The organism is Robiginitalea sp. (assembly GCF_049588695.1).
Taxonomy (GTDB): Bacteria; Bacteroidota; Bacteroidia; order Flavobacteriales; family Flavobacteriaceae; genus Robiginitalea.
The window spans coordinates 1-5311 of the sequence record NZ_JBAVZJ010000545.1; the positions used below are offsets into that span (position 1 = coordinate 1).

A 5311-nucleotide genomic window follows, 5' to 3' on the forward strand; every position below is an offset into this window, starting at 1 on the left:
ATGTTTTCTGGCAGGACTTGCATTCCCGGCACGTGGAATAGGGCAGGACTTTGCCATGCCTGGGGAATCATTTTTGCAGACCTACAGCGAGAAAGAAACAGCAGAGGAAAAACTGTCATATTTCTACCAGACCAGTGACCGGTACACTTTTCATTCTGCGTACGATTGGCTGGATCGCATAAATGCCGATTTGAGTTCGGCTATTCAACAACAGGATTCTGCTGCCATTCGTACCTACCACCTGATTCGCGCCCAGCTGTATTACGATCTTGGAAACTATAAACGCGCTTCCTCCCTGAGCCAGGAGCTTTATCCCGAGCTTGAATCCATGGATACACTCAGCCTGCAGAGGCTGCTGAACCTGATGGATGAGAATTACGGGAAGCTCAGGCAGTTCGATAAGCAAATCGAGATCCGTGAGCGCAAACGCCAATTTGGAATATCAGAAGACGTCAGTTTTTACGATATCTACTCCAATTTGGGACTGCATCGCAAGGCGATGGAACAATATATCGAAGAGGTTAAGAAGACCGTAGATTCATCGGATTTTTATCAACAGGCCGTTTACAACAATCAGATCGGGCAATTCCTGCTCAGTGAAAAGTCCTCGGCTACTGCCATGACTTATTTTAAGAAGGCACAGGGATATATTGTCGTTTTTGTAAATGACATCAACCAGGTGCGCACGCGGGAGGAAATTGATAATGCAAGTCTTTTAAAGGCCGTGGTTGAGGGGAATATTGGGAAAGCCCACATCCTTCAGAACGAACAGGAGGAAGCCCTCCCTTATCTGGAAAACAGCCTTGGGGTCCTCAGTTCTTTGTCTTCCGAGGCCTACAAGGATGAAAAGGCCATAAATATTCTGGCCCTGGCTTCAGCCTATCTGGACCTGGGGAATTACCGGAAAGCGCGGCAATACCTGACGGGGGATTTCGATACATCTCAACCGGAATTGCAGATACGTCGCAACAGGATGCTTGCCGATTATTACAAGGCCACAGGGGACTCCGGGCGGGAGGCGGTTTATTTGAAAAACGCCATGCGCCTGCAGGATTCCATCAATGCCCTTGAAGCTTTTAACCAAAAGGAGCGATTGGTGACTATTGTAGCGAGTGAAGAACTCGAAAAGGAAAAATTAAAGAATAAGGAGCAGGAACTTATGCTCGCCCAGGGACGCGAAGTTATGGAGGCCCAGGATATGCGGATTAACCTGGTATTTATCTCCCTGGTTTTTACCCTCCTTGGTTTTGCAGGTTTGGTGTATGCCTATCTGAAGAGTATTAAGAATCAGCGCCTGATTGCTGAACAAAAACGGATTATCGAGAATTCGCTGGTGGAAAAGGACTCCCTCCTCAAGGAGATTCACCACCGGGTAAAGAACAACCTGCAAATGGTCTCCAGCCTGCTGAGTTTACAAACCAAGAATACCCGGAGTAAAGCTGCCATTGAAGCATTGGAGGAAGGTAAAACCCGGGTTAAGGCTATGGCGCTGATCCATCAGAAACTCTATCAGAACGACGACCTCTCGGTCATCGAAATGCAGGGGTATATCGAAAGCCTGATCAACAGTATTCAATCTGTTTTCAGAAAAGGGGGCCATAGCATCAACATCACTATTGACGCTGAAGGTGTTGAATTGGATATTGACCGTGCCATACCTATAGGTTTGATACTCAATGAACTCGTATCAAATTCTTTTAAGTATGCCTTTCCTGAGGATTTTGAAAACGGGAGAATTTATATTCATATTCAAAACACGAAAGAAGGCGGGTTTTTCGAATACACGGATAACGGGGTCGGGCTTCCCGAGGATTCTGAAAGCCGGTCGGAAAACTCCATGGGAATACGCCTTATCAAAAGGTTGGTCAACCAGTTGCAGTCCACTCTTAATATCGATAAAACAGCCGAAGGGGTTCGTTTTTGGTTCAATTTTAAATAAATTTGGGAGAAACGGAAACTCCCATGAAAATTACCTTCCTCGGGCACGCTGCCCTCGACATCCAAACCGATACACACAGAGTTCTTGTAGACCCTTTTATCACGGGTAATGAACTGGCCGCCGGAAAGGTGGATATCCAGGACCTGAACCCCGATGTTATATTGCTCACCCATGCCCATCAGGATCACGTTTTGGACGTGGAGGCTATTGCCCGCAGGACTCAGGCAACCATTATCAGCAATTACGAGATCGTGACGTATTATCAGAATAAGGGCTTTGAGGGTCATCCCATGAACCATGGAGGAGCCCGGGATTTTGACTTTGGCTGGTTAAAATATGTCAATGCCGTGCACACGTCTTCGTTTGCCGATGGAACTTATGGGGGGCAACCCGGCGGATTTTTGTTAAAATCCGGGGGGAAGATGGTTTATATCGCAGGCGATACCGCCCTGCACGCAGATATGAAACTCATTCCGTTCTACGGAAAACTGGATTTAGCCATTCTGCCTATTGGGGATAATTTTACGATGGGTGTATCGGATGCGCTCCTGGCGGCTGGCTTTGTGGATTGCGACCGGGTGATGGGGGTGCATTACAATACCTTCGGTTATATCACTATTGATACGGATGCCGCAATCAAAACTTTTCAGGAGGGTGGGAAAACACTCCTGTTGCCGGAAATAGGAGAGGCTCTCACGCTTTAGACTACTTTGCTCCGCAAGACCAGTTTGTGCAGTAACCGTGGAAAAAACCGTTTCATGTATACTCCAGATACCTCTTTCCCCCCTATATAAACTTCCATTTTGCGTTTTTCGATGGCCCTGAGCATTTTCTGGGCAAAACGACCAGGATCCATGCCCCGGGCCGTGGCTTGATCCTGACGGGTCTGGGCAGAGCCATCCCCTGTAAGCGCGTTCCTGGCGACGTCCGTATTGACAAAACCGGGACAGACTAAGGTCACGGCAATATTATCCTTCTGGTGCTCCATACGCAGCACGTCAAAAAAACCGTGCAGGGCGTGTTTTGCACCACAGTACCCCGAGCGCCATGGGGATCCGAATTTCCCCATCAGGCTCGTCACGACTACAAAATGTCCGCTTTGCGCCTCTGTAAAGTGGGGGAGTAGTGCTTTGGAGAGGGCTACCGTACCCAAATAATTTACTTGAATCAGTCTTTCATAGACCTCCATATGGGTATCCGCAATGAGGGATCGCTGACTAATACCTGCATTGTTTACCAGAATATCAATGCCATCGAAAAAACCGAGTGCCTGCCTTACACATTCCTGTAAAGACTCTATATCGCCCAGATCCATAGGAAGTATGTGCGCACATTCGGGATTGGGCAAAGCATTTTGAACCTCTATTAACCGGGCCGTATTTCTTCCTGATAGGATGAGTCGGGCTCCTTTTTGACCCGCCAAAAGGGCCAGGGATTTACCAATCCCCGAAGAGGCCCCCGTAATCCAAATTACCTTATTCTTTACTTCCATTACTATCCGCTGTTTCGGATGGAAAATATACGTAAATTTGAGGGCCTGTATGAAAGCATCCTTCTTAAAATACACCCTCGATTTCAAGCGACCCGGAGGCACTTCCCGGGGTGTACTCACCCAAAAAGACACCTATTTCATTGTATTGGAAGACCAGGATCGGATGGGAATAGGGGAAGCGGGTCTTTTCAGGGGGCTCAGTTGGGATGATGTGCCCGATTATGAAACTCAACTTCATCGGGCCTGCCGGGCCCTGGAATCCGGAAAGCCTGAACCCTGGATCGCATTTGGGGCGTACCCGAGTATTGTATTCGGTATGGAGCAGGCGATTCGCTCCTTAGCGTCCTCTAATCCGTTTATCCTTCATGAAGAAGCACCCTTTTTAAAAGGGGAGCCATTGCCGATCAATGGGCTCATCTGGATGGGGGATCTCAGTTTTATGCAACAACAGGTGACCGCAAAGCTCGAAGAAGGCTTTACCTGCCTGAAGTTAAAGATCGGGGCTTTGGATTTTCAGGAGGAACTCGGTATGCTTGAGGAAATACGTCGTGAATTCAGTGCGGGGGACCTTGAAATCCGGGTGGATGCCAATGGGGCTTTCCCCGTTGAATCAGCCCTGGATCGGTTAAAAGAGCTTTCGGAGTTGGAGTTGCATTCTATTGAACAACCTATTGGCGCCGGGCAAATAGATCAAATGGCGGAACTCTGCGCCAGGACACCCCTGCCCATTGCTTTGGATGAAGAGTTGATCGGATGTTTAAAGTCGGAAGCCAAATCGGAATTGCTGAAGACCATCCGCCCTCAATACATAATCCTCAAACCCAGTTTGGTGGGAGGATATTCGGGCAGCGAGGAATGGATTCGACTTGCTGAAGAACACAATAGCGGATGGTGGGTGACCAGCGCTCTGGAGAGTAACATCGGCCTCAATGCCATTGCCCAGTGGACCTCAACCCTGGGGGTAGACATGCCACAGGGGTTGGGAACGGGCAGTTTATTTACAAATAATTTCAAGAGCCCCCTGCAGGTCCGAAAGGGTAGCCTGCACTACAATACGGGGAGGTCATGGGATATTCAAAAGATTTATAAATTATGTACATAGAACAGGGGTACAGGGGAGACCTGGGGCTTTGGAAATACCTTGTCTTACCGGTAGGGTTTATCGGCTTTATGATTTGGAATTACATTATGACGATAAACGCTTCGGATAGTGTGGAGGATATGATGGCCGATTTGATCGCCCAGCTCGGTAACAATACCGTCCTTATTTTGTTGTTGTTGCCCCTGGCCATAGGGCTCTTTGTGGTGCTTGGATGGACGAAACTGGTGCACCCCCAGTCTATCCGTTCCCTGACCACGGCCCGGGAAAAAATCGACTGGAACCGGATTATCTTTGCTTTTGTCCTTTGGGGCGCTCTTACAGCAGGCCTCACCCTGCTGGACTATATTACGTCTCCCGAAAGCTATGTCCTGAACTTGAACTGGCCGGCCTTTTTAAAACTGGCGGTAGTCGCTATTCTGCTCATTCCCCTCCAAACCAGTTTTGAGGAATACCTTTTCCGCGGGCATATGATGCAGGGATTGGGTATTATTTTTAAGAACCGCTGGGTACCCCTGGTGGTAACCTCCGCAATTTTTGGGTTAATGCATTTAGGAAATCCCGAAGTTGAAAAATTGGGCCCCGGGATTATGGTTTTCTATATTGGGACCGGACTTTTTCTGGGAATAATTACCCTGATGGACGAGGGCATGGAACTGGCCCTGGGGTTTCATGCCGCCAATAATTTGGTAACGGCGCTATTGGTAACGGCAGATTGGACCGCCTTCCAAACGGATTCCATTCTCAAAGATATCGCAGAGCCCGGACTGAGTTGGGATGC

General features: G+C 48.4%; 5 protein-coding genes. 4 read left to right on the top strand and 1 reads right to left on the bottom strand.

The features are described from left to right. On the top strand, nucleotides 1-1939 hold a 1939-nt coding region (locus WBV75_RS12545; protein WP_424120931.1), incomplete at its 5' end, for a sensor histidine kinase. Between the two features lie 23 nt (nucleotides 1940-1962). Then, nucleotides 1963-2643 carry a metal-dependent hydrolase gene (locus WBV75_RS12550; RefSeq protein WP_424120932.1) on the top strand — a complete coding sequence of 227 codons (681 nt, stop codon included), beginning with the start codon at nucleotides 1963-1965 and terminating at the stop codon, nucleotides 2641-2643. Here WBV75_RS12550 and WBV75_RS12555 read toward each other — a convergent pair. Next, complete coding sequence (locus WBV75_RS12555; protein ID WP_424120933.1) at nucleotides 2640-3431, bottom strand: SDR family oxidoreductase; 792 nt, start codon at nucleotides 3429-3431, stop codon at nucleotides 2640-2642. The two genes, WBV75_RS12550 and WBV75_RS12555, sit on opposite strands and share 4 nt — an antisense overlap. Nucleotides 3432-3480: 49 nt before the next feature. Here WBV75_RS12555 and WBV75_RS12560 point away from each other — a divergent pair, with 49 nt between their 5' ends. Next, nucleotides 3481-4533 (top strand): o-succinylbenzoate synthase, encoded by a 1053-nt coding sequence (locus tag WBV75_RS12560; protein ID WP_424120934.1) that lies wholly within the window; start codon nucleotides 3481-3483, stop codon nucleotides 4531-4533. Next, the coding region (locus tag WBV75_RS12565; RefSeq protein WP_424120935.1) for a lysostaphin resistance A-like protein at nucleotides 4524-5311 on the top strand (788 nt) is incomplete at its 3' end. The genes WBV75_RS12560 and WBV75_RS12565, both read left to right, overlap by 10 nt.